General features: G+C 54.5%; 19 protein-coding genes and 3 tRNA genes. 8 read left to right on the top strand and 14 right to left on the bottom strand.

The features are described from left to right. The 4 genes from A3L08_RS05040 to A3L08_RS05025 all read right to left on the bottom strand — a co-directional run bounded on the left by A3L08_RS05040 (position 1) and on the right by A3L08_RS05025 (position 4,279). Positions 1 to 3,369: a DNA-directed RNA polymerase subunit B gene (locus A3L08_RS05040; RefSeq protein ID WP_088853978.1), complete on the bottom strand. Its 3,369-nt coding sequence runs from the start codon at positions 3,367 to 3,369 to the stop codon at positions 1 to 3. Positions 3,370 to 3,386: 17 nt separating this feature from the next. Next, positions 3,387 to 3,635: a DNA-directed RNA polymerase subunit H gene (locus A3L08_RS05035; protein WP_088854896.1), complete on the bottom strand. Its 249-nt coding sequence runs from the start codon at positions 3,633 to 3,635 to the stop codon at positions 3,387 to 3,389. 485 nt (positions 3,636 to 4,120) lie between these two features. Next, a tRNA-Ile gene (locus A3L08_RS05030) sits at positions 4,121 to 4,198 on the bottom strand. A gap of 5 nt (positions 4,199 to 4,203) precedes the next feature. Beyond that, a tRNA-Asn gene (locus A3L08_RS05025) sits at positions 4,204 to 4,279 on the bottom strand. Positions 4,280 to 4,403: 124 nt separating this feature from the next. Between A3L08_RS05025 and A3L08_RS05020 the strand changes: the two genes are divergently transcribed. Further along, positions 4,404 to 4,480 (top strand) — tRNA-Thr (locus A3L08_RS05020). Between the two features lie 807 nt (positions 4,481 to 5,287). Here A3L08_RS05020 and gcvPB read toward each other — a convergent pair. Continuing rightward, positions 5,288 to 6,796, bottom strand: coding sequence for an aminomethyl-transferring glycine dehydrogenase subunit GcvPB (gene gcvPB / locus A3L08_RS05010; RefSeq protein ID WP_088853976.1), 1,509 nt, complete (start codon positions 6,794 to 6,796; stop codon positions 5,288 to 5,290). A gap of 10 nt (positions 6,797 to 6,806) precedes the next feature. After that, a complete protein-coding gene (gcvPA, locus tag A3L08_RS05005; protein WP_088853975.1) occupies positions 6,807 to 8,168 on the bottom strand; it encodes an aminomethyl-transferring glycine dehydrogenase subunit GcvPA in 1,362 nt (453 codons plus the stop codon). A gap of 356 nt (positions 8,169 to 8,524) precedes the next feature. Here gcvPA and A3L08_RS05000 point away from each other — a divergent pair, with 356 nt between their 5' ends. Beyond that, positions 8,525 to 9,202: an HAD family hydrolase gene (locus A3L08_RS05000; RefSeq protein ID WP_088853974.1), complete on the top strand. Its 678-nt coding sequence runs from the start codon at positions 8,525 to 8,527 to the stop codon at positions 9,200 to 9,202. Here the strand turns inward: A3L08_RS05000 and A3L08_RS04995 are convergent. Beyond that, positions 9,194 to 9,478 carry a hypothetical protein gene (locus A3L08_RS04995; RefSeq protein WP_088853973.1) on the bottom strand — a complete coding sequence of 95 codons (285 nt, stop codon included), beginning with the start codon at positions 9,476 to 9,478 and terminating at the stop codon, positions 9,194 to 9,196. The genes A3L08_RS05000 and A3L08_RS04995 overlap by 9 nt on opposite strands. Before the next feature lie 91 nt (positions 9,479 to 9,569). Between A3L08_RS04995 and A3L08_RS04990 the strand changes: the two genes are divergently transcribed. The 5 genes from A3L08_RS04990 (at position 9,570) to A3L08_RS04970 (ending at position 12,744) form a co-directional block, all read left to right on the top strand. After that, on the top strand, positions 9,570 to 10,256 hold the full coding sequence (locus A3L08_RS04990) for a metallophosphoesterase (RefSeq protein ID WP_088853972.1): 687 nt from the start codon (positions 9,570 to 9,572) through the stop codon (positions 10,254 to 10,256). A gap of 40 nt (positions 10,257 to 10,296) precedes the next feature. Beyond that, entirely contained in the window at positions 10,297 to 11,058 is a 762-nt protein-coding gene (locus A3L08_RS04985) for a hypothetical protein (protein WP_088853971.1), read from the top strand. 41 nt (positions 11,059 to 11,099) lie between these two features. Then, on the top strand, positions 11,100 to 11,801 hold the full coding sequence (locus A3L08_RS04980; protein ID WP_088853970.1) for a PrsW family intramembrane metalloprotease: 702 nt from the start codon (positions 11,100 to 11,102) through the stop codon (positions 11,799 to 11,801). Position 11,802: 1 nt separating this feature from the next. Next, positions 11,803 to 12,006 (top strand): hypothetical protein, encoded by a 204-nt coding sequence (locus tag A3L08_RS04975; RefSeq protein WP_088853969.1) that lies wholly within the window; start codon positions 11,803 to 11,805, stop codon positions 12,004 to 12,006. Between the two features lie 78 nt (positions 12,007 to 12,084). Continuing rightward, positions 12,085 to 12,744 carry a hypothetical protein gene (locus A3L08_RS04970; protein ID WP_088853968.1) on the top strand — a complete coding sequence of 220 codons (660 nt, stop codon included), beginning with the start codon at positions 12,085 to 12,087 and terminating at the stop codon, positions 12,742 to 12,744. Positions 12,745 to 12,758: 14 nt separating this feature from the next. Here the strand turns inward: A3L08_RS04970 and A3L08_RS04965 are convergent, their stop codons facing one another. The 7 genes from A3L08_RS04965 to A3L08_RS04935 form a co-directional block, all read right to left on the bottom strand. Further along, positions 12,759 to 13,106 (bottom strand): DUF1667 domain-containing protein, encoded by a 348-nt coding sequence (locus A3L08_RS04965; protein WP_088853967.1) that lies wholly within the window; start codon positions 13,104 to 13,106, stop codon positions 12,759 to 12,761. Beyond that, positions 13,103 to 14,368 (bottom strand): NAD(P)/FAD-dependent oxidoreductase, encoded by a 1,266-nt coding sequence (locus A3L08_RS04960; protein WP_232461780.1) that lies wholly within the window; start codon positions 14,366 to 14,368, stop codon positions 13,103 to 13,105. The genes A3L08_RS04965 and A3L08_RS04960 overlap by 4 nt, the downstream gene beginning before the upstream one ends. Continuing rightward, on the bottom strand, positions 14,368 to 15,858 hold the full coding sequence (locus A3L08_RS04955) for an NAD(P)/FAD-dependent oxidoreductase (RefSeq protein WP_088853966.1): 1,491 nt from the start codon (positions 15,856 to 15,858) through the stop codon (positions 14,368 to 14,370). Before A3L08_RS04955 ends, A3L08_RS04960 begins: the two co-directional genes overlap by 1 nt. A gap of 167 nt (positions 15,859 to 16,025) precedes the next feature. After that, positions 16,026 to 17,507, bottom strand: coding sequence for a glycerol kinase GlpK (gene glpK / locus A3L08_RS04950; protein WP_088853965.1), 1,482 nt, complete (start codon positions 17,505 to 17,507; stop codon positions 16,026 to 16,028). Between the two features lie 279 nt (positions 17,508 to 17,786). Continuing rightward, on the bottom strand, positions 17,787 to 19,088 hold the full coding sequence (locus A3L08_RS04945) for a hypothetical protein (protein ID WP_088853964.1): 1,302 nt from the start codon (positions 19,086 to 19,088) through the stop codon (positions 17,787 to 17,789). Between the two features lie 42 nt (positions 19,089 to 19,130). Beyond that, a complete protein-coding gene (locus A3L08_RS04940) occupies positions 19,131 to 19,883 on the bottom strand; it encodes a glycerophosphodiester phosphodiesterase family protein (protein ID WP_088853963.1) in 753 nt (250 codons plus the stop codon). Beyond that, entirely contained in the window at positions 19,861 to 20,628 is a 768-nt protein-coding gene (locus tag A3L08_RS04935; RefSeq protein WP_088853962.1) for a glycerophosphodiester phosphodiesterase family protein, read from the bottom strand. The genes A3L08_RS04940 and A3L08_RS04935 overlap by 23 nt, the downstream gene beginning before the upstream one ends. 91 nt (positions 20,629 to 20,719) lie before the next feature. Here A3L08_RS04935 and A3L08_RS04930 point away from each other — a divergent pair, with 91 nt between their 5' ends. Next, positions 20,720 to 22,081, top strand: a complete 1,362-nt coding sequence (locus tag A3L08_RS04930; RefSeq protein ID WP_088853961.1) for an SLC45 family MFS transporter — start codon at positions 20,720 to 20,722, stop codon at positions 22,079 to 22,081. Positions 22,082 to 22,151: the final 70 nt, after the last annotated feature.

Raw genomic sequence — 22,151 nt, 5'->3', positions numbered from 1 at the left:
TCACACCCTATCCGTTATGTTGAGGGACGGCCTTATTACCATCGCCTTCAGCTCGTCCAGCAGGAGCTTGAAGGCGTAGCTCATCTCGACCTTGCTGATCCTCTCTTCCTCTCCACAGACCGGGCAGTAAACCTTTCCTCTGCGCTTGTCCTCCAAAGCTAAGTGTCCACAGCTCTCACAGACCCATACTTCAGTCTTGTCACTCTCCTCAAGGAGACGCTCGATCAAGAGCATCGCAGCGCCGTGGCCGATGAGGACGTCGCGCTCCATCTCACCGAACCTGAGACCTCCCTCGCGGGCCCTTCCCTCGGTCGGCTGCTTAGTGAGAACCTGAACCGGACCGCGTGAACGGGCGTGCATCTTGTCCGCGACCATGTGGTGGAGCCTCTGGTAGTAGATGACGCCAACGAACACGTCAGCCTCAAGGCGCCTTCCGGTTATTCCGTCGTACATAACTTCTCTGCCGCTGTGCTTGAAGCCGAGCTCCTCGAGCTCCTTCCTGAGCTTCTCCTCGGGTTCACCGATGAAGGCCGTTCCATCAACGCGCCTGCCCTTGAGCGAGGCCACCTTTCCACCGATGGCCTCAATGAGCTGTCCGACGGTCATACGGCTCGGGATACCGTGCGGGTTGACTATGAGGTCGGGCACTATTCCGCTCTCGGTCCAGGGCATGTCCTCCTGAGGCACTATGAGGCCGATGACACCCTTCTGACCGTGCCTGCTCGCGAACTTGTCGCCGAACTCCGGAATGCGCAGATCCCTGACGGTTACCTTGACGAGCTTGGTTCCGTCGCCGGTCTCGGTGATGATGACCTTGTCCACTATTCCCCTCTCGCTCGGTCTAACCGAGACGCTCGTCTCACGCCTCTCCTGGAGGATTATTCCTCCGAGACCGCTCTGCTCCTCAAGGAACCTCGGTGGCGAGGTCCTTCCGACGAGGACGTCCTTTCCTTCGACCTTGGACTCCGGGAAGATTATGCCATCCTCATCGAGGTTGCGGTAGTACTTGTCGCCGAGGTAGCCCTGTATGGTTGGGTCCGGAACCTCGAAGCGGTCGGTCTGACCACCCAGATACCTCTTCTCCTCGGCTTCGTATGTTCTGAAGAAGGTCGATCTCGCCAATCCGCGCTCTATTGAGGCCTTGTTCATTATGACAGCGTCTTCCATGTTGTAACCGCCATAGCTGAGAACCGCGACCACGAAGTTCTGACCTGCAGGTCTTTCCTCGAAACCAACGGCCTTCATGATGCGCGAGTTAACGAGCGGAACCTGCGGGTAGTGCATTAAATGACCGCGGGTGTCAACTCTGATGCGGAAGTTCGCGCTTCCGAGACCGAGGCTCTGCTTGGCCATACCAGCGCCGTAGGTGTTACGCGGGGCGGCGTTGTGCTCCGGGTAGGGGACGAGTGAAGCGGGAATACCGAGTATCGCGGCCGGCATGAGCTCCAGATGGGTGTGCTCCTCGGTCACTTCCCACGGCCAGGTTGCCACGTAGGCGTTTTCCTCTTCCTCGGCGTCGAGGTACTCTATGACTCCCATCTTTATTAGGTCGCTCCAGGTGAGGGTGCCGTTCTTTATGCCCTCGACGTGCTCCCTGGTGAGCTTGGGCTGACCGTTTTCGACTATGATCAGTGGCCTTCTAACCCTTCCATCGTCGCTGTTGACGTATATCTCCTTGACCTCCTCGTCCTGGTAGAGGGCGACGTTTATGGCGTCGCTTATCCTGCCGCTTCTTCTGTCGGTTCTTATCCTGCCCACGAGGCTCTCCCCGTCCTCGACGGTTCCGATAAGGACTCCGTTGAGGTAGACACGCCAGAGCTTGGGGTTGGGCCTGCGTTCCTCTATGGGAACAACGCCGAGCCTGCTCAGATATTCCCTCACTTCCTCCTCAGGGATTCCTGTGGTTATCTGGGACATTAACGCAAGGTTTTTGACGAGACCACAGTTCGGACCCTCTGGGGTTTCCGTCGGACAGATTCTTCCCCAGTGGGTTCCGTGAAGGTCACGCGCCTCGAAGTGGGGCTGGTCCCTGCTGAGCGGGGAAGTTACACGCCTGAGGTGTGACAGGGTCGACATGTAGTTCGTCCTGTCAAGGAGCTGGCTGACACCGGTTCTTCCACCGGGCCAGGCACCGGTCGCCAAAGCGTGCTCTATCCTCTCGCTTAGCACGTCGGGCCTTATAGAGTTCCTAACAAAGCGCTGAATGTTTTCGAAGGTGTACCTTTCTCCCTTCCTCTGGTAGGTCTTGGTCATCTGGTACTGCATGTCCTTCACGAGCTGGCCAAAGGCCACTCTGAAGAGGTCCCTGAGAAGGTCTCCCGCCAGCTTGAGCCTCTTGTTGGCGTAGTGGTCCTTGTCGTCCTCGCCACGGAGACCAAGGGAGAGCTCGAGAACCTTTAGTGCCATCATGCCGAGGTAGTAGGCCTTCACCCTCCTGTCTTTCTCCTCAACCCCCATGTGCGGCAGGAGGTTGTTGTCTATGATGTGTTCAGCCCTTCTGAGCCTGTACTCCTTTGGCTGACCGGGAAGGGCGAGCTTTCCTATGTAGTCAAGGGCCTCCTCCTGGGTGGTTATGTCGCTTGCATCTTCGAGATTGTCGAAGAGAACCTGCTGTATCCTCGGGTCGTCGCTGACGGCCTCGACTATCTCCCTATCGCTGAGGAGGCCTAAGGCGCGCATGACGTAGACGAACTTAACCGGCCTCGGAACGTTCGGGATGTTGACGTAGAGAATTCCGTCCTTCCTCCTCTCGACGGTGATGAGTGCGCGGTAGCCGTGTCTGTAGGAGAAAACCTTTGCTATTATCCTGTTCTGCCTGTCGTCCCTCTCCACGAGGGTCTTGTTGGGAGCCAGGTCCTCAATAGAAACGATAACTCTCTCGGAACCGTTGATAATGAAGTATCCTCCCGGATCCTTCGGATCCTCTCCAAGCTTTACGAGCTCCTCGTCGCTGAGGCCGTAGAGACGGCAGGCCTTTGATTTGAGCATTATCGGAAGCTCGCCGATGCGGACCTCGACGGGCTCCTGTTCAATGCCTTTAATGACCGGAATGAGCTCAAGGTAGAGCGGTGCAGAATAGGTAAGGTTCCTTATCCTTGCGTCCATCGGGTAGAGCGGCTTTCTCTGTCCCTGGGCCTCCTGGAATTCAGGCTCGCCAAGGCGAACCTTGCCGAACTTGACCTCGAAGTCCGGTATGTCCGGCTTAACGCCGCCGAACTCGTCTATAACCTGCTGCATGCCGTAGTCGATGAAAGCGTTGTAAGAGTCAAGGTGCTGCCTGACAAGGCCCCTTTCCTTCCAGTATGCCTCCATAACAAGCCAGAGGTCGTCGGGAGTAACATCAACAACGGTCGGTCCTCTCGATGCCATGATCTCACCTCGCAGAATCAGTCCTCCACCACAAGGCGGTAGTAGTAATAGTAGCCCGCCGTCGGGCTCTTCCTCTTGATCTCAAGAACATCGCCTGGCTTTGCGCCGAGCGCCACCACGGCTGGGTCTGAGGCCTTGATCTGCGGGAGCTGGGATATCTTTATCCTGTACTTCCGCAGGAGCTCTTCCTTCTCCTCCTCGCTGAGGATTCTGTGCTCGGGAACCAGCTCATGCATGAATATATCAAACTCTTTTTTCGTCGCCACCGAGAATTGCCCCCTTAACATTTTTTAAGAACGATACCACTACCTCCCACCTGCGGGTTTCGGTATATAAGCTTTTCGAGTGGTATCTGGCCCGTAGGGGTTTATATCGGTTGCGTAAAGTTTAAGAACCGATTTCCATGCAGAAAACGAGCGTTGGTGTACTTCGCTGTCCACCGGGAATGGGAAAGGCTTATAAACGCTCGGCGGAGGTTCGGGGTTCGAACTTTTTGGAAAGGGAGCACTCCATGAGATGGGGCTGGCAGAATGCCATATGGACGCTCATTTTGTGGGGATTTTTGGGGTTAAACGCTCGATTCCTAGCAGAATGACAAATCAACTCGCATTATTTTCGCCGATTAGCGACAACGAAAACAGCCCCTGTAGGGGTTCAATTCAGGAGAACAGAGAATGAGTACCTGTGGAAGGTAATTTAAACCGCCATCGCTAAATCTCATAGAAACGGGGGTGATATAAGGTTATCTGAGTGGTGGGCCCGGGGGGCTTTGAACCCCCGACCACGCGGTTATGAGCCGCGCGCTCTGACCAGGCTGAGCTACGGGCCCACGGCTGGCGCCGCCGCCCGGACTCGAACCGGGGACCGCCGGATTAACAGTCCGGCGCTCTACCGACTAAGCTACGGCGGCACGACCCAATGTAGGGAATATGGGGGGGATTTATAAATCTTACGGTGTCCTCAGAAGAGACCATTAAAACCCCATCCTACCATCTGCGAAAACTTTATATTTTCCCCGGGGGTCTTTAAACCGTGCCCCGGTAGCCTAGCCTGGCGGGGCGGCGGACTTGTAATCCGCCGGTCGCGGGTTCAAATCCCGCCCGGGGCTCCATTCTAACAGCCCTTGCTCCGCAAGCGCTGGCGGAAGAGGCGCGTGCTGTTTTGAAAATGATGATTTCCAGAGAGGGTTTACCCGTCAATTGTCGTTTCTCGAGTGTTTGCTCTCCTCAAGGCGTCCAAAGGACACCAGAATAAAACGCAAACTGGTTGGGTGGCTTTCTTTCGGGATAAACCCCGTATCTAGGTGAGAATTCGAGAGTGCACGCTAATAACATCACCTAATTGTGCGGAGGGAAACTCTTTTGGTCCTTTTTCCAAAGCTTGCTCACATTCATTCGCGACGCGGAGGAGAGCTCCAACGCACGGGACGAGAGTCCCGTTGAGTTTGATCAAACTTTGCAAGATAAAGTTTGTTCGTCTGCACGACGTTTTAGAAAAGGAAATCACTCTCTGTCGTCAACCGTTACAGGAACCCCCATGGACGAGCCATCTCTTTCCGTCGTCGTTGATGTAAGCTTTGATGAGTCTGATGTTCCCCTTTATTACCTCCCCCCGTAGGAGACTCTTCCTGACGCTCCCCCGTATGACGTCCTCCCCGACGTCCTTGGGAGCTCCTCGTCAGCGAGTAGAAGCCCCCTCAACGTATATACCCTCAAGACGGTTCCCCCTAGCAGAAAGCCCTTTATGAGTACTTGGTACTCGTCTATGGTACGCTCGTAACCTGAATTGTTCGATCTTTTAATATCCCGCCTCATCCTTCAGCACCAATTTGGGTTCATTGTCGAAATTATATCAACATTTCTACCCAAAACTGGAAAGTGTCCGGCTGGGTTCAAAAAGGGAACAAAAATGGAAGAAGTCAGATGTCTATCTCGCCCTTCTCTTTGAGCTCCCTGTACATGCGCCAGGTTATCACTGGCCTCTTCGCCGCTAAAACGTCATCCACCCTCTTCACTGCTGTGTTGTGCGGTGCGCTCTTCACCACCTCGGGGTTGGTGTAGGCCTCTTCACTTATCCTCTTGAGGGCCTCAACGTAGGCGTCGAGCTCTTCTTTGGTCACTGTCTCAGTCGGCTCTATCATCAAAGCTTCGTGCACTATCAGCGGGAAGTAAACCGTTGGAGCGTGCATTCCAAAGTCGAGGAGCCTCTTGGCGACGTCCATCGCAGTGACACTAGTTTCCTTCTTCATAGGCTCGGCTGAAAAGACTGTCTCGTGCTTTCTCAGTTCTTTGCCAGGCAACTCGTAGCCGCGGGTTCCCTTCAGCTTCTGGGTGAGGTAGTTTGCGTTGAGGACAGCGACCTCGCTGACCTCTCTCAGGCCATCCCTACCCATTATCTTGAGGTAGGTCAGGGCCCTGACGATGACGGCGAAGTTCCCATAAAGCTCTTTGACCTTGCCGATGCTCTTCGGCACGTTGTAGTCGAGGTAGTAGCGGTCGTTTTCTTCGTCGTAGCTCACCAGTGGAACGGGCAGGTAGTCCTTCAGGAAGTCTTTAACGCCGACGGGCCCGCTTCCGGGGCCGCCACCGCCGTGTGGCGTCGAGAATGTCTTGTGGAGGTTGAGGTGTACCACGTCGAAGCCCATATCACCGGGCCTGACCTTTCCGAGGACCGCGTTGAGGTTCGCTCCGTCGTAGTAGAGCAGGCCGCCGGCTTTGTGGACGATCTTCGCTATCTCCAGTATCTCATCCTCAAAGATTCCAAGGGTGTTTGGGTTTGTGAGCATCAAGCCAGCAGTCCTCTCGCTTACCGCGTTCTCAAGGGCCTCAAGGTCAACAGTTCCGTTCTCGTTGGAAGGTATCTCGATAACCTTGAAGCCGGCCATGGCCGCACTTGCCGGGTTGGTTCCGTGCGCTGAATCCGGAACCAGCATCTCGTCCCTCTGAACTTCCCCGCGGTCGAGGTGGTAGGCGCGGATTATCGAAACGCCCGTGAACTCTCCGTTCGCTCCAGCCGCTGGTTGAAGGGTGAAGCGGTCCATGCCGGTTATTTCCTTCAGCCACTGCTCCAGCTCCCACATTATCCTGAGAGCTCCCTGGACGGTTCTCTCGTCTTGATAGGGGTGGACATAGGCGACGCCAGGATGGGAGGCGATCTCCTCGTTTATCTTGGGGTTGTACTTCATGGTGCACGAGCCGAGGGGGTAGATTCCGGAGTCAACGCCGTAGTTCATTTCGCTCAGGCGGGTGTAGTGTTTGACCACCTCGGGCTCGCTCAGCTCGGGAAGGTTGAGCGGGCTCTTTCTCCTGAGCTTCTCGGGGATTTCAACCTCAACGTCCTCAATGGGCTTTGGAAGGGTGTAGCCAATCCTTCCGGGGCGTGAGAGCTCAAAGATAGTTGGCTCATCCCATTTAGCCTGCCTGAACATCTTAACCACCTCACAGCTCCGCCTCGCTTATTATCTCTCCCAGCGCTTCAACCAGCCTATCAACCCACTCCTTCCTCGTTGTCTCGGTCGCCGCGAAGAGCGCTGTCTCGCCCAGCTCTGGGAAGTGCTTTCCGAGGTAGTAGCCGCCGTGGATTCCCCTCTCAAGGAGCCTCTCGTGGATGATGTCGTAGGGAATCTCAAAGCGAACTGGCACGTCTTTGAAGTAGATTCCCTCGAAGGGAACCTCGCCGACCTCTGAGAGGCGCTTCTTGAGGTAGGCCGTGTTCTTGAGGATGATCTCGCCGAGCTCCGCCAGACCCTTCGGCCCGAGCGTTGCGAGGTGTATGGCGGCTGCAACTGCAACGAGCGCCTCGTTTGAGCAGATGTTAGAGGTTGCCTTTGCGCGCCTTATGTGCTGTTCCCTCGTCTGCAACGTCATCACGAAGGCCCTCTTTCCGTCCGCGTCTTTGCTCATACCGATTATCCTGCCCGGCATCTGGCGGATGAGGGACCTGTCGTTCTTCACCGCGAAGACGCCCGCCCTCGGGCCGCCGAAGTTCATCGGGCTTCCAAGGTAAGATGCTTCCCCAACGGCTATATCAGCGCCCAGCTCCCCCGGAGCTTCAAAGACTCCCAGCATCGTCGGGTCTGCTCCAACGACGAAGTAAGCCCCTGCCTCATGGGCTATTTCGCCGATTTCTCTAACGTTCTCCTCAAGGAGGCCAAAGAAGTTGCTCATCTCGACGTAAACTCCAGCTGAGTCCTTAACTTCCTCCTTGAGCTTTTCGAGGTCGAGCTGGCCCTTCTCGTCCCAGGGAACCTCGACTATCTCAAGGTCTGCCCCGCGGGTGTAGGTTCTAATCACCGCTTTCTTCTCAGGGCTTAGGGCCTTCAGGATTAAGAAGCGCTTCCTCTTCCCTCTGTGGAGCCTCACCGTCATCAGGGCCGCTTCCGCTATTGCAGTCCCCCAGTCGTACATGGAGGAGTTCACAATGGGGAGGCCGTAGAGCTCGGCCATCATGCTCTGGTACTCGAAGAGGGCCTGGAGCATGCCCTGGCTTATCTCGGGCTGGTAGGGGGTGTAAGCGGTCAGGAACTCGCTCCTCTCGATGATGTACTTGACGTGTGCGGGAACGTAGTGGAAGTACGTGCCCGCTCCTAAAAAGCTGGGCATTTCAAGGACGGTCTTGTTTTTGCCCAGAATTTCGTTCATCTCGGTGAAGACCTCGTATTCGCTCTTTCCCTCTGGCAGGTCGAACTCCTTGACCATGCCCTTGGGAACGTCGGAGAATAGGTCTTCGATGGCTGAAAAACCTATCTCTTTCAGCATCTCCTCTTTGTGGGCCGAGTTCGGGATGTAGTGTCTGCCCATACCTATCACCTTCTGAGCTTTAAAATGCTCGTTGAAAGTTGGGTGGGGGAAATATATGCTTTGTGCCCGGAAGCGCTCACGTGAACAGAAGTGTGCATAGAAGAAAGGAAGCCACTCCAAAAAAGATAAGGAAAATCAGTCGATGACTGCATTAGAATCGAGCCAAGCTGTGGGTTGTCCCTATAGACGGACTCAATGTGGTTAAAAACTAATGGCTCATCGGAACGCCGGCAAATCTTTAAAACACCCGACTCTATGCTAAGGGCATGATGTGGGTGAGGTTCGAGAGACGTTACATTGGCCCCTGGGATGACCAGCGAGCGGGCCACTTCTACGTCTCGCTTGGAGGTGGTTGAATGATAATAGCGTTTGACTTCGACGGAACCCTTGCTGACACTTACTCGTGTATTGAGGAGGCCTTCAAGAGAGCACTGGAGAAACGCTACCACTGGCTTCCGGGGAAAGCTCTCTGGGCGAAGCTCCTCACCAAGATAGAGCTCCAGTTCGAGAGACCGACTTTTGGAAAGCACAAGAAGAAGTCAAAGCCGCCTTTCTTCCTGAGGACGAAGTTTTTTGAGACCTGGTTCGAGGAGAGGGCAAAGCTGACGAAGCCGATAGACGACTCCCCCGAACTGCTGAGGAAGCTCAAGGAAGCCGGCCACACCGTTATCTCGTTCTCGGCGGAAGACTTCATCGACGGCATGAAGGTAAGAAGGCTGAAGGAGATGGGCATCTACGACCTCTTCGACGACGTTATAGTCTTCGGGAGGGACTTAACGATAGAGGAGGCATTTCAGCTCGTCCGCGAGAAGTATGGAGACGAGATCTTCATCTGGGTGGACGACAAGCCTTGGCGCTTCATCGGCCACGGCGACGAGAACACGGAATACGTCTGGTACTACTTCCCGTTCACTGCTAGGTTCATCGAGAAGAATAGGGAAAGGCTCGCCCTGATTCCGCACATGCATATAATCCGCGACCTCTGGAGCATCTTCGACGTCATCGAGAGGGTTAAGGGGGAGCGCTCATCCTGAGTCCGCGTTCGTGTACTCTATTGTGTCTTCGACGAACTCGTCGTAGGTCTCTTTATCCACTTCTTCCAGCCTTATTGAGAACTCCTTTCCCAGGGACCACCTTATCGCGACTGGCCCCTTGTCCGTCTCCGCTATCACGAGCCCAAAGGGCAAATCGCCCGCCCAGTGGTGCTTTGAGAAGCCTATCGTGAATCCTTGTCTCTTCAGCTCGTCGATGATGGCATCGAAGGTTCTGCCCGGGCCGTAGGGACTCTTAACGAAACCAATGTAGGCCATTTTTACCCACCATTGTTCCATAGATGGACAGATTTAAAACCTTTTCGGTTCCCCTAACAAAGTTTAAAAGCCGAAGCTCCAACCACGACACATGAAACCCCGACCCCTCCCCGGAAAGGCCCTCAGGCTGGGAAGAACCATCGTCATAGCAGACCTTCACCTCGGCTACGAGGTCAGCATGGCAAGGGAGGGCTTCTATCTTCCGAGGGTCTTCCACGAGGTCGTTGAGAGCCTTCGAACAATCCTTGAGAAGGAGAAGCCGAAGCGCCTCGTCATAGACGGCGACCTGAAGCACTCCTTCGTCCCGGAGTGGCGAGAGAGGGAAGAGCTAAAGGCCTTCGTGGAGGAGGTTTCCCCACTGGTCAGTGAACTGGTTCTTGTCAGGGGCAACCACGACGTTGGAACCATCTGGCTCAGGGAGCTCGGCGTTGAGGTGGTCGATGAGCTTGAGGTTGGATGCTGGAAGCTCGTCCATGGCCATAAACTTGTGGAGGGTGAGCGCTTCATAATAGGTCATGAGCACCCTGCGATAAGGCTGAGGGACGAGGTTGGGGCGCTTGTGAAGGTACCGGCTTTTCTTTTTGGGGAGGATCTGATAGTCCTTCCAGCGTTCAGCCCCTGGGCCTATGGTAACGATGTGCTAAGGGAGATAGTGTCGCCTTTCCTGAGGGCGTACGACGTTAGCAGAGTCCGTGTGCTCGTCCCTCTAGATGATGAACTCCTTGATTTTGGGGAGCTCGGAAAGCTCTCGCGCGTCCTTGGCTCGCTCGGGGGCTAACCTTTTAATACCCCGCACGGGAGTTACCAGGGGTGATGAAATGAGGAGAGCTTACCTTGGACTGCTTATCGCATTCATCGTTTTTGCCGCCGGTTGCATCTTTGGAGGATCGTCCCAAACGGGCACCCCGAGCACAACGACCTCTAGCAGCCTTCCGTTCACGGCAGAGGAGCTTAAGAACGCCATAACCGGCCTCAAGAGTTACGAGTACGCCGTTAGGGTCGACAGCTACAACGGTACGAAGCTCGCCGCCCAGCTTTTCACCAACGGCAGCGTCGACTTCGAGAGGAAGCTCAAATCCGTCTTAACCTTCTCGAACACCACCTCAGGGGGCGGTGCCTATTACAGGTCGTACTATTACACAACGGCGAGGGGCTACGCGGCCTATTTTGACAGGAACGGCACCGTCAGCTGGGAGGCCTCGTGCTACGGCCCCGGACAGGGACCAGGCTTTAATTCGACAAGTTTGGACTGGCTCTCGGATATAATAAGCGTCGACGGAGTTAAGGTGGTTGAGAAGGATGAGTACTACATCGTCTACGCCAACGAGACCGGCGGAACCGCTGGGAACAACCAGATAACCGCCTACAAGACCGAGGTCGTGGTAAAGCTCACGAAAGAACTGATACCCGTCGAGGTTAACACGACGGTTCACTACAAGAGGGACGGCTTTGACTGGGTAGACGTGACCAGGATGGTTATCTCAAGGCCCAACGCCGCAAAAGTCGAACCTCCTGAGGAACTCGTGAGCTATCTCGAAAAGCAGGGTATAAGCCTGGAGGAGTTCCTCAAGGGATGCTAAACCTTTAAAGTCTCTGCCCCCATTTCCTTTTGGTGAACAACGTGAACGCTCTCGATGCCCTCATATTCTTCGCCTACGCTCCGGCGCTGGCAATACTGTGGTACTTGTATCACGCGGACAGGTACGAACCTGAACCGAGGAGATACGTCATAGGCACCTTCATCCTAGGGGGAACGCTCTCCGTTGGAATAGCCTACATCCTGGAGGGCGTTTTGACCGTCGGAGGGATGATAAAGCCACTCCTGCCTGCGACTGCATTCTACGTTGCGCTCGTTGCTGGACTCGTGGAGGAACCTTCGAAGGCCCTCGCAATAAGGTGGCCCTACAAGAGGGGCCAGATGGACGGGATTATGGACGGCCTTGTCTACGGCGCCGCGGCAGGCCTCGGTTTCGCCGCCACCGAGAACTTCATGTACGGTCTCGGCTGGGGCCTTGGAGTTACCATCACGCGTGCCTTCCTCACGCCATTCGCCCATGCAACCTGGAGCGCGATAATCGGCGTCGGCTACGGCCTGAAGGCGGAAGGAAAGATAAACTCCGTCGGACACTACTTCCTGCTGGCGATCTTCCTCCACTTCATCTGGGACTACTACGCCTTCCTGAGTGCCAGTGTCCCGGCATACAACATCGTCCTGATAGTTCTCATCGGGGTCAATCTGGCCATACTGAGGTACTTTATGATAGCCGGCCTCGCAGAGGACAGGTCAAGGCTCCTTTACTACTGGTTCAGGAGGGGTGTTTGAGATGGGCAAGGTTGATGATGCTCTCTTTGAGGCCCGGCCCTACGTTGAATACTGGGATAGGCTTAAGGAACTCGTGGAAAAGCTGTGGGACGAAGTGGAGAGCGAAGAGGAGTTCATCAAACGGATAATGGAGGAGATGGAGAAAGCGGAGGAGCCTTTCAAGACGGACCTCAGGATATTCCTGCAGAAGTTCGAGGTCCTTTGATTTCCCATTTCGGCTGTTAGAGCGGTGAACCAAAAAAGGCTTTTTTGAAAACCCAGTTAAGGGTGCGGAGGTGGTGAAATGGAGAGGCTGACGGCGGTGCTCGCCCTAGTACTCATTGTGCTTGGAGCCGTTGGAGCGTGGTACCTCGCTGGGGGTGGCCAAACCATCCACCATACGTCCGCCCAGGTGGTAAAAGCGAAGGTGCTGGTAAGACTCGGCACAATGGACTGCTACTCCTACTCTCAGAACATGACCGTTAGCTATGGTAACGTGACCATACAGTCTCACGCCGATGGGGGTTTGAACAATGGAACCTACTACTTCCATGGAACAAGGGATGAGATGGAGTGGTGGGGAACCATAAAGGATCACCACCTGGTTGAGAAGGTTGTGGGCTCCGGGGAGACCAAGGAGATTGAAACGAACCTAACGGATGAAGAGCTGTCCGCCATGATGCTGTACGATCCGGTGAAGCTGGCCCTCCGCGCCCTCGGTAGCTCAGAGGACGTCCAAATCTCGGCCTCCTGGATCACCTGCAACTTCACACTTCCGGAAACAGAAGGGGGAGCCCATAAAACATTCTCCGGGACTATCAAGGTGCGGTTCGACGAGTCATACAGGCCCTTAAAAGTCGTTGTTGATGGGAAAATATCCTATGAGGGGAAGACGCTCAGAAGGGTCTCGTTCTCGGCGGACGTTAAAAATGAGTGTTCAACACCGGAGTGGGAGAACGAGTGAATGCTGTTGAGGGGCTAAGCGCCCCTCGTAGCCACTATTTTTATTCCTTCCCACTCGGCAACAACGTCCCCTATCTTCACCGGTGCCTTTACCTTTATCCCGGCGAGGAACTGCATCAATTCGGGTATCTTCTCCTTCGGAACCGGCTCTGCCGTTTTCACGCTCACCGTTGGAAGGGCGCCTCCTTCCACGGGGACTACGCTCATAACGACCCTCTTGGGATTCGTGACCTCCTGAACCGCCCACTCCTTACCGCGCGGGCAGGTGTGCCCCTTGACCTCGAGGACTTTTCCGTCTTCAACATCAACCTCAATGGCACAGCCCAGGGGGCAGACGATGCAGGTAAAGCGGTAGGTGGTCATGCCTTAACCACCTCCACGGTTAGCTTTCCGTCGGCATTCTGAATCTCCTCCGCCTTCAGCTTGACCCTTATCATCTCGGCCGGCTTGACCACCGGGAGCTTGAGCCTCTTGCCTATCTCAGGAATCCCCAGCTCAACGTCCTCCATCGGTTTTGCGACGCGGAGATATAGGTAGACGTCCCTCTCCCCGCTCAGGTAGTGTGGAACTACGAGGCGAACGTTGGAGCCTTTCTCCACTTTCACCCACTTCCTGCTCTCGATTCCACCGTTGTCTATGAACTCTTTAGCCCCTTCGGCGGCAAGCTCACCCTGCTCTGCAACGTAGTCCACGAGGTCGTTGATTACCAGCGAATTCCCGGCCACGAATATTCCGGGAACGCTTGTCTCAAGCCTATCGTTGACCACAGGACCACCCGTTGCGGGGTCTATCTCGACGCCGATCTTCTTCAGATTTTTCACCGCCGGAACCAAACCCGCCGAAATCACGAGCGTGTCGGCCTCTATCCAGAACTCGCTTCCAGGCACTTCGTTGAGGTTCTCATCAACCTTGACCACCTTAACGCGCTGAACGCGGCCCTTTCCGCGCACCTCAACGACCTTGTGCCCCAGATAGAGGGGAATGTTGAAGTCCTTGAGTATCATGACGTTTCTCGCCAAACCGCCGGGATAGGGCATAAGCTCCACAACGGCCTTCACCTTGGCCCCCTCAAGGGCAAAGCGGCGCGCCATGATGAGGCCGACGTCGCCAGAACCGACTATGACTATCTCCTTGCCTGGAAGAATGCCGTAGATGTCCATGAGCGTCTGGGCCTCTCCGGCCGTGTAGATGCCCGAAACCCTATCGCCCACGATGCCTATCTCGAAGGCGTGCCTTTCCCTTGCTCCAGCCGCGTAGATTACAGCCTTCGTCCAGACCTGGTAGACACCGCTTGGAGATGTGAAGATTACAACCTTCTCCAGGTCGGAGTAGTTCTTTATCTCAAGAACCCTGGCGGAGGTTCTGTACTCCACTCCAAGCTCTATCAGCTTCTTCGCAAGCCTTGCCGCGAACTCCGGTCCGGTCAGCTCTTCCCTGAAGTAGTGTAGCCCAAAGCCGGGGTGGATGCACTGGGGAAGTATTCCGCCCAGATAGTCGTTCTCGTCGAGCAGGAGAACCTTCAGGCCAAGCTCCCTGGCTCTGACAGCTGCGGCCATTCCAGCGGGCCCGCCGCCGATGACGAGGACGTCGTAGCTGAGCATCGGGATTTCCGGGAAAGGCTCCATCATGCCTCATCCCTCCTGAGGAGGGCCTTAACGTCGCCTATTCCAATCTCGCTTCCCTTACCCTTCAGAGTCACATTCCAGGGCTCGACGCCGTATTCTCTAGCCAAGAGCTGGACTATCTTCGGCCTGCAGAAGCTTCCCTGGCAGGTTCCGGTGGTGGCTTTCGTCCTGAACTTGACGGAATCTACGCTTGGCGTCCTAACCCCTATGAACTTCATTCTCTCTATCGCCTCAAGGATGTCACCCTCGCTCACGTTGTTGCACCTGCAGACTATCTTTCCGTAGGCAGGGTTCTTCTTCACCATCTCGTTGGCCTTCTCCGGCGGGAGCATGAAGAAGTGTGTGATTTCCCTTCTGTAGGGGTTCCACTTCTCTTTCTCCACGAGCTTGATTCCAAGGTCGCGCTGGATTATCTCCGCGACCTCGTAGGCTATTGCCGGAGCGCTTGTCAAACCGGGTGAGCGTATTCCAGCGACGTTTATGAAGCCCCAGACTTCTTCCTCGGCTTTGATTATGAAGTCCCCACCGGTTGGCTCGGGCCTCAGGCCGGCGAAGGTCCTAATAACTTTGCTCCTTGGGGGTAACTGTGGCCAGAGCTTCTTTGCCCCTTCCCAGACCTCCTCAAGTCCTTCCCTCGTTGTGGCGAGGTTGTCTTTCTCCTCTGGAGGTAAATCCTGCGCGTTCGGCCCTATCATAAGGTGCCCGCTTATCTCGGTCGTAACGACGATTCCCTTGCTTATTGGCGTAGGCGTCGGGAAGAGAACCCTCCTCGGCCCGGGAATTGTGTCATCGAAGAGGAAGTACTCGCCTTTCCTCGGGTGAATCTCAAAGTAGTCTATCCCGGCCATCCTCGCTATCTCGTCCGCGTGGAGACCGGCCGCGTTGATGACTATGTCAGCCTCTATGAAGCCGTTGTTGGTCTCAACTCCTTTAACCTCGCCGTTCTCGACTTTTATTCCCCTGACCTCGGTTTCAAGGTGAGTCTTTACTCCGTTTGCAACGGCGTTCTCAACGAGCGCTATAACCGCTGGAATTGGCCCTATCTGGCCGACTATGGGAACCCAGAGGGCACCGATAGCTTCCCTTGTGAGCCCAGGCTCAAGGTGAAAGAGCTCTTCCTTCCCGATTATCCTCATCTCCGGCACGCCGTTCCTCCTTCCGCGCTCCAGAAGCTTCTCCAGTTCGTCGAAGTCCTCCTCTTGCAGAGCAACTATAAGCGCCCCATTCCAGACGTGGGGAATCTGGAGTTCCTTAACCCACTGGTGCCAGAGCCGATTACCTTTTATACAGAGCTTTGCCCTAATGGGGTACTTATCCGGGTCGTCGTCATAACCCCCGTGGATTAAAGCCGTGTTCGCTTTGCTCACGCCCCAGCCCACGTCGGGAGCTTTTTCTATTAAGTGAACTTCCAGGTTCTCGTATTTGCTCAGGACGCGCGCTATGCTCGCACCGCTTATTCCGGCGCCTATGATGGCTACCTTAGTCTTCATACTCCTCCCTCCGATTTAAGCTTAGAAACGTTCTTCTCCATTTTAAAGCTTTCTCTAACCTTTAGTTTGACCGAAGGGAAATGAGAGAATGGTTCTGGGCATAAAAAGGGAGGACATCACTGAACACCAGATGAATGTACATAAATGGACTTTAGAAATAAGAAGAATTACTGGTCAACGACCTTTGCCCAGCTCATCGCCCTCTTCACTGCCTCTTTCCAGCCGCGGTAGAGCCTCTCCCTGGTTTCTTCGTCCATCTTGGGTTCAAAGACCCTCTCAGCCTTCCAGAGGCTCTTTATCTCGTCGAGGCCGCTCCAGTAGTCGACGGCAAGGCCAGCTAAGTAGGCCGCCCCGAGGGCGGTGGTCTCCTTCACGACGGGTCTGATGACCCTTCTGTTCAAGATGTCTGCCTGGAACTGCATTAAGAAGTCATTTGCAGTCGCTCCCCCGTCAACGCGGAGCTCCTTGATTCCAACGAGCTTCTCCATTTCTTCCACCACATCACGCGTGAGGTATGCTATGGCCTCTAAGGTTGCCCTCGCGAAGTGCTCCCTGCCGGTACTGCGCGTTATCCCTATTATCAGACCGCGCGCGAACTGGTCCCAGTAAGGCGCACCGAGACCAACGAAGGCCGGCACGAAGTAAACTCCCTCATTGCTCTCCAGCTTAGCCGCGAGTTCCTCCGTCTCGGCGGCACTCTTGATGATCTTTATCCCATCGCGGAGCCACTGAACTGCCGCTCCCGTCACGAATATGCTCCCCTCAAGGGCGTAGCTGACCTTCCCGTTGAGGCCCCATGCGATAGTGGTGAGCAGGTTCTCCGAGTAGCGAACCATCTTGCCCGTGTTAGCCAGGATAAAGCTTCCAGTCCCGTAGGTGGCCTTCACCATTCCGGTTTCAAAGGCCGCCTGACCAAAAAGGGCCGCCTGCTGGTCACCGGCGTCTCCGCTGACCGGGATTTCTGCACCGAGGAGTTCTTTCTTGGTGTAGCCATAGACCTCGCTCGACTCCCTGACTTCAGGAAAAACGCTCTCTGGGATGTCGAATATCTCGAGCAGTTCATCATCCCACTCCAGCCTTCTGATGTTGAAGAGCATCGTCCTCGAGGCGTTGGAGTAATCTGTAACGTGCTCACCCGTGAGGCGGTAGATGAGGAAGGTATCCACCGTCCCGAAGAGGACTTCGCCCTTTTCAGCCTTCTCCCTCAGACCGGGCACGTTGTCGAAGAGCCACTTGAGCTTGCTCGCCGAGAAGTAAGCATCCGGCACAAGGCCGGTCTTCTCCTTGATGATGTTTCCGTACTCCCGCTTTATCTCCTCGACCATTTCAGCCGTTCTCCTGCACTGCCAGACTATCGCGTTGTAGAGCGGCCTTCCACTTCTGTCCCACACAATCGTCGTCTCGCGCTGGTTGGTTACTCCAATGGCGGCTATCTGGTTCGGCTCGATTTTAGCGCGCTCAATGGCGGTTTTTATAGCCCTCATCTGAGCTTCCCATATCTCTTCCGGATTGTGCTCCACCCAGCCGGGCCTCGGGTAGTGCTGCGGAAATTCGTACTGGCCGATGCCGGGTATGTCGCTCTCCCTGTCGAAGATTATTGCCCTCGCCGAGGTTGTCCCCTCGTCAAGTGAGAGTATGTAGCGCTCCATGGTATCACCATGGTGATTTGGGGCTCCACGGTATTAACGGTTTCGTCAGCCCCTCGCCACTAAGTACGCCATCCCAATTAGAACCCCTACCGATGCCAGTGTCTTGGAGAGGTTGTGGTAGTCTTCCGGATGGGGCGGATACGGGAGATCTGCATATACGTTGAAGTACACTGAGTTAATCCCCTCGGTTAGTCGTTCAAGCTCTCTTCATTCAGCCCTCATTGGCCAACCCTCCGGTAATGGAAATGGGGGAAGAACTCCAAAGCTACACCGGTTGTTTTACCCATCATTCTTCCAACTAACCACGAGAGCTATTCCCACGACGAGAAGGGCCAACTTCGCCAGGAAACCCGAGAGCGAGGAGTATTGAATAACCCCGTATTCGGTGGGGATTGCAATGCCAACCTCGTAGCAGTTTTTGCTCGCGTTTAGCTGTTTCTCAGTCTCTTCCAAGAACTGTTTCTGCAGCTCGATGAAGCGCTCCACGGACTCTCTTTCAGCCTTGGGCAGTTTGGGGAGGTATTTATCAAGTGTTGCTATCATCTCTTTCTTCATCTCATACTCCTTCTTTCTACTGTCTATAATCCTCAAAACGTCCGACTTGGGAAAAATATCGACCTGCAGGCCCAGCTCTTCGGCTTCCTTTGCTAATTCTTCGTAACTTTCGGGGTTCACGCCGACCTCAAGCTTCACTATGTAGTCCTCAAAGCTCACCCTGAGAACCTTAGCGTAGCTCTCGTTTATCAGCTGAAGCGCCCGGGGTATGCTATCCGCGCCTGAATCAGAGGGGACGTTTATGGCACCCACAACGGGCCAGCACTCTCCGCCAGTCCCTTTAAGCGAAAGGACGGATGCAACGTTGCTGTTCCACTCAGCTTTCTCGTGCTCCAGGTAAAGGACTTTCCCGACGAAGAAAGCTCCAAGGAGGAGAATAATCACAAATGAGACAAAGATGACCTTCTTCCTCCGTTTCCAAGAGGTAAAAAGGCCGACAGCGCTTAAGACCATGACGATAGCCCACACAAAAACGAACGGCTTCCAGACGAATTCCGTGCCTCTGGTACCGATAATTATCACTTCAACGTGGGTGTTGTTCGTTTTTGGAAGCTCAGAATTCTTGGGAGAGTAAGACGCAAAGGAGAAGAAGGGCTTTAGTTTTTCGTAGTCGGGGGTTCCCTTCGTCAGGTTCTCAAGGAGTAGTGACGCGTTGTAGAGGGCCGGGTCATGGGAGATGGTGGGTTCCTTTGAAAGTTCCTTTAGAGAGATGATTTCGCATCCGTATGGAAGGCTTTTCTCGAAGGAACTCCAATTCCCAACAACGATGGCCGTCCTTAGGCTTCCTCCCGCCCCCCGGTACACATGATAGTGAGGGAACCTGAGGGTCCAGTTCACGAGGTATTCGTAGTATTCTCTCGTTTCTGCCCCACACAGAAGGGTTGCGACCCTGCTGGGGACCTCCTGATAGACATCATAGTTACCGTTGAGATAAGGAACGTTTGGAGGGCTGTAAATCTCGCCGGGTATCGGAAGGGAAACCAAAAGCACTGTTGCAATCAAAGTGAGAATCCACCTGGAATCCATTCAAACCACCAAGAAAAGTAAAAATGTGAACTTTTTTAAAATTTACCTCAGCCCGAGCTTCCTGAGGTAATTGCTCATTCTCTCAACGTCGTTGACTATGACCACCTCGAAGAGTCCCGTAAGCTTTGCGAGGTTGTCGTTGAGGTAAAAGAGGTCGTCCTTTTCCGTCCAAAGAACGACTTTGAGGCCGAGGGAGCGGGCCCATTTAACCGCCTGAACTGTTTTTTCAAGACCGAGGAGGGGTATAGCCTCTATTGGGATGTTAATTGACCACAGGTTCAGTTCATCCTTAAGCTTCGGGATGAGTGGAACGACATCCTCCCTGTCTATCAGCAGGCCCATCCTTGTTTTCCCGTCAAACTTCCGGTACTCCCTGAGTGCATCAACGTCAAAGGAGGAAATCAAGACCCTCCCTGGGTTGTTCTCCTTTACTATTCTTGCAACCTCGCCGGCGGCATCCCTGTCCTTGAGCTCGATGTTGAGTAGGGCATTATCGGGCAGGACCTCAAAGACCTCCTCCAGCGTCGGAATCCTCTCCCCCATGCCTATATCAGCCTTCTTGAGCTCCTCAAGCGTCATGTCCTTCTGTCTCCCAGTCATGTTGCTCGTCCTGTCAATAGTCTCGTCGTGCATTATGACAACTCTTCCGTCCTTACTGAGCCAGACGTCGAGCTCGATCCCATCGGCGCTGGCCTCGATGGTCTTTCGGAAGGCAAGGAGACTGTTCTCAGGGTACTTCGCGGAGTAGCCCCTATGGCCGAGAACGAGCACTCTATCTGATTCCCAGCTCGTCATAGGTATCGCCACCGAAGAGTGCGCCATATCCGTAAAAACCTTTCTTTACCCACACAGGGTTATCCAAAATGAGAGCGTCGGCAAACCTCCAAAGCCTTGGCGCCCACTCCAGCTCGTTCATCCGATAGTTCCAGAGGTATATTCTCAGGCCCCTCTTACGCAGAGCCTCAAGCAAAGTGACAAAAGTGCGGTAGCCAACGTAAGAAACTGCATCTATCGGCACGTGAAGGGAGTAGAGCCCTTTAAGCCTTGGGATCCACACGAGGGAGGAGTAGCCGACTATGGAAAAGCCCACGCGACAGTCGGGGCACTCCCTTAAAAGGGCCTTAACGATTCCAGGGTTCTCTGAAGAGAATACGACGCGACCTGCAACGCTAAACCTCTCGACGAGTTTTAGGAGGGGCTCAACGGCCTCTGGTTCTTTAACATCAGCGTCAAAAAACGAGTTTCTGAAGGTCCTGAAAATGTCCTCCACTCTGGGAACGAGCTTTCCGAGGGGATGGATACTCCTCAATTCCCTGAGACTCAGGCCATTTATTCTGTAAAAGAGGCCATCACTCCAGAAACCTTCATCGTGGTGGGCAACCAGTTTTCCATCGCCGGTAACCCTGACGTCGAACTCCACTCCGTCGGCGTACAGTAAAGCCCTTCTAAAAGCTGGAAGGGTGTTCTCCAACGGCCCTTTGAAGCCTCTGTGACCTAGTATTAGAGTACTTTCATTGTTCACTTCTGTTCCGGCTCTCATCGTTCAGAAATGAGCTGGCAACCCTTAAAAGTTTCTCCTACAAAACTTTCATACCGCTATAACCCTTGAATATCGAATTGGGGGTGGAAATGTGGAGTTCAAATACTCACGGATATTCCTGCTCGGATTTGGTTTCTTTGGTATAAGCATCATATGGTCTCTGTACAACGCCTACATACCAATCTTCCTGCAGGACACCTTTGGCATGAGCAGAACGGCGACGGGCTTCGTGATGACAATAGACAACCTGTTCGCGGTTCTACTGCTTCCGTTCCTCGGTGCGCTCAGCGACATGACGCGGACGAGGCTCGGCAGGAGGAAACCATACATCCTTCTCGGCGCCCCATCCGCCGCCATAATGTTTGCCCTCATCCCGATAGCCAGGGAGCACGGCAGTTTGGCCCTTTTCATGGGGACGATAATCTTCATGAACTTCTTCATGGCGCTCTTCCGTTCCCCGGTTGTCGCCTTCATGCCTGACATCACACCGAGCGAGAAGAGGAGTCAGGCCAACGGCATAATCAACTTCATGGGCGGCCTCGGAGCCCTGTTGGCCTACTTCGGTGGTAAAGTTCTCTACGACATGAACTACGCCTACCCCTTCTACGCCGGTGCGGCGATAATGCTCCTCGCAAATCTCCTGGTGGTGTTCTTCGTTCCCGAGCCCGAGGAATACCGCGTCCCAGGGGAGAAGGTCAGCATTAGAAAGCTGCTCTCCGAGACGTCACGCAAGAGCTTTGGCGAGCTGAAGGAGAACCTCAAGGACGTCTTTGCAAGCCACGAGAGGAGCCTTTTGTTCATACTGGTCTCAATATTCTTCTGGTTCGTTGCTTTCAACTCCCTGGAGACCTTCTTTACCAGCTACTTCAAGTATCACCTGTTCAGAATCCCAGTGGGTGCCGCTGAGACTGAGTTCACGAGGAAGATTGAGAGCACCGGGGCCTTCCTGCTCGGCGCAGTGTCGCTCAGCTTCATGATATCTGCGATACCCGCGGGCTTTCTTGGGGCGAGAATTGGGAGGAAGAGAACCATAACCGCGGGCCTGATACTCATCTCCCTCGTGGTACTCGGGGCGTACTTTTTGGGCGAGACCCACCAGCCCCAGAGTCCGTCCCTATCTGACCCAGTCGTCATGGAGTTCATGGCCCTGTTCTTTGTTGCGGGGATAGGTTGGGCGATGGTCAACGTGAACTCCCTACCAATGGTAGTCGACATGACGACGGAGGAGAAGCTCGGCGGCTACACTGGGCTCTATTACTTCTTCAGCCAGGCCGCTAACCTCGTCGCGCCTCCCCTGGCGGGAGCCTTTCTCGACCTCATAGGCTATGAGACGCTCCTCCCCTTCGCGGTGGTGTTCTTCATACTGGCGGCAATAACGATGCAGTTTGTCAGGAGGGGTGACATTGTCAGAACCAAGGGCAATGCCCTTGACTACGTTCCGGACATGGACTGACCTTTCCTTTTTAATTTCATGGGCCGAAACCATAAAAACGCCTTTTGACAAGTTTATGGCAACTAGGAGG

The organism is Thermococcus pacificus (assembly GCF_002214485.1).
Classification (GTDB): Archaea; Methanobacteriota_B; Thermococci; order Thermococcales; family Thermococcaceae; genus Thermococcus; species Thermococcus pacificus.
Note: the sequence above shows the minus strand (reverse complement) of the source record. Positions and strands in the feature narration are given on the sequence as shown.